This window comes from Scytonema hofmannii PCC 7110, from assembly GCF_000346485.2.
GTDB lineage: Bacteria > Cyanobacteriota > Cyanobacteriia > Cyanobacteriales > Nostocaceae > Scytonema > Scytonema hofmannii.
Map to the genome: position 1 here is coordinate 1 of NZ_KQ976371.1, position 1839 is coordinate 1839.

The window sequence follows — 1839 nt, forward strand, 5'->3', positions numbered from 1 at the left end:
GTCTTTAGCTCTCAATAGGCAACGCAAGAGTTGGTTAGGTCACTGGGGAGAGTCAAAAGCTCGTTACAAGGGGCATTATACGTTGTTAATTTGCGCTTCCCCCAGTTCTAAGTTTTAGTAGTAAATTACGAACGTATGTTTCCCTAGTTCGGACAAACTAATTGGCTTTTGTGAGAAGAAGAGATGCGGCTACTAAAATGACCGGAGGGACGTTACCAAAAATAACAAACACAGTTTATTGGGTTATCCCTAATAAAGGAATGATTAATCAAAATCGACAAGTTACAAGAGTACCAGTTGTCTCGCCAGATAACAAACCCCTGATGCCCACAAATTGCGCAAGAAGTCATGGGAAGCGTTGACGAAAACGGTTTACTGTGCTTGGATGAACCTCTGACGGTTCAAAAGCATAGCCGCGTTAAGGTAATTGTGCTGTTTGTGGAAGATGAGGTGGATGAAGATGATGAATCAAAAGAGTCTGTATTAAACAGTCTTCGCACTTCATTGCAACAAGCAAAAGCTGGAAAAACTAGACCTATTTCAGAACTGTGGGATGGTGTTGATGCAGAGTGAACTACCCTCAGTTCAAGTTCAGTTTACAGATGAATTTCAGTATCGGCTACGCACCCTGTCCAAAAAGTATCGCCACATTCGGTCTAATATTCAACCGATAATTGCACAACTGCAAGCAGGAAACTTTATTGGCGACCAAATATCTGGAACAGGGAACACTGTTTTCAAGGTACGAGTCCGCAACAGTGATATCCAGAAAGGTAAAAGTGGTGGTTATCGGCTCATTTATCAGCTTGAATCCCAACAAAGGTTATCCTCCTGCTAATCTATTCCAAAAGTGAACAAGCAGATGTTGCAGTAGAGGAGATTAAGTTAGTTATAGAAGAGTTTCAAAAATACGGTAGTACTTTGCCGGAAGCAAACCAGGAATAACATTAGATTATAGTTAGGACTGGTTCTGAATTTAAACCACACTCAACAACGCCTGTTTAAACTCCGCTTGTTTAGGTTGGCGTTGTCCAATTTTTTTCCCGTTTACGTAAGTACCATTTCTACTACCAAAATCTCGCACGCGAATATCAGGCGGGTTGATATCTAACAAGCAGTGATAGCGGGAAAAAATTACCGCGTCGTTCGTACTGTTCAATCGGTGCATACCCTTTCGTCTTAGAATTCGTCATGCTTCCGGTTTTCCCAAGGGTAAATTCACGGGCAAGACCAAAATCAAGTAATCCTGTGCTGGTTCGGGAGTAGCTTCACCCAGATTAGGGGTGATGATTGGGATTATTGCTCAGCAACCCAAGAGCTACCGCAATCTCAGAAAGGCGGTTGTCAGCTGTGAGAAAGATCAATTGAGTAGATTGTGTAGCAGGGAAAGCGGGTTGAATCAGCAGCACTGACGCTAGTTGGACGGCATCATAAGCGCGTAGAGGGTATTGACCGACCAACTGACCCGCAGTTTCTGCAAGTGTTGAATCGAGTTCAATCACTTGGTACTGATTATTCAGGTCAAAGCGAAACCTCTTCGGGCGATCGCGCTTCTAACTTCCACCCAAGTAATTCGGGCAATGATTAATGAGTTGCCAGTATTGAGATCCGAGATTGCCCGTATCCAAGCACTGCCAGTTTCCGGCACGTACCGTTTGACCAGAGCACTGCTATCTAAAAAGTAGACAGTCACATTAACCTCGTTCTTCAATAATGATTTCTGAGAGGGGCTTGCCGGGGGATGCTTCCAGTCTTTGGGTTAGTTCGCGCCACGCTTCTTCTGAAACTGGCTCAACATCGTCTCGACGAGGGGGAGAACTCACGAGTCCTGCTGCCACC

General features: G+C 44.4%; 5 protein-coding genes and 1 pseudogene. 2 read left to right on the top strand and 4 right to left on the bottom strand.

All coding sequences use genetic code 11. From position 1 onward, the window contains the following. Window positions 1–348: 348 nt before the first annotated feature. On the top strand, window positions 349–573 hold the full coding sequence (locus WA1_RS51895; RefSeq protein WP_017742997.1) for a type II toxin-antitoxin system RelN family antitoxin: 225 nt from the start codon (window positions 349–351) through the stop codon (window positions 571–573). Continuing rightward, window positions 563–838 carry a type II toxin-antitoxin system RelE family toxin gene (locus WA1_RS51900; RefSeq protein WP_336389828.1) on the top strand — a complete coding sequence of 92 codons (276 nt, stop codon included), beginning with the start codon at window positions 563–565 and terminating at the stop codon, window positions 836–838. Before WA1_RS51895 ends, WA1_RS51900 begins: the two co-directional genes overlap by 11 nt. 138 nt (window positions 839–976) lie before the next feature. Here WA1_RS51900 and WA1_RS61235 read toward each other — a convergent pair whose 3' ends face one another. From WA1_RS61235 to WA1_RS59170, 4 genes and pseudogenes are all read right to left on the bottom strand, one after another. Next, window positions 977–1168, bottom strand: a complete 192-nt coding sequence (locus tag WA1_RS61235) for an FHA domain-containing protein (RefSeq protein WP_017742999.1) — start codon at window positions 1166–1168, stop codon at window positions 977–979. Continuing rightward, window positions 1131–1244, bottom strand: a pseudogene (locus tag WA1_RS61240) (serine/threonine protein kinase); the annotation flags it as partial. The pseudogene WA1_RS61240 and the gene WA1_RS61235, both read right to left, overlap by 38 nt. Window positions 1245–1277: 33 nt before the next feature. Further along, a complete protein-coding gene (locus WA1_RS59165) occupies window positions 1278–1502 on the bottom strand; it encodes a type II toxin-antitoxin system VapC family toxin (RefSeq protein ID WP_017743000.1) in 225 nt (74 codons plus the stop codon). Between the two features lie 14 nt (window positions 1503–1516). Further along, a complete protein-coding gene (locus tag WA1_RS59170) occupies window positions 1517–1693 on the bottom strand; it encodes a type II toxin-antitoxin system VapC family toxin (RefSeq protein ID WP_201789158.1) in 177 nt (58 codons plus the stop codon). Window positions 1694–1839 lie beyond the last annotated feature (146 nt).

Coding starts and splice junctions, on each gene's coding strand:
- WA1_RS51900 (WP_336389828.1), top strand. CDS start 563: ATGCAGAGTGAACTACCCTCAGTTCAAGTTCAGTTTACAGATGAATTT.
- WA1_RS61235 (WP_017742999.1), bottom strand. CDS start 1,168: ATGCACCGATTGAACAGTACGAACGACGCGGTAATTTTTTCCCGCTAT.
- WA1_RS51895 (WP_017742997.1), top strand. CDS start 349: ATGGGAAGCGTTGACGAAAACGGTTTACTGTGCTTGGATGAACCTCTG.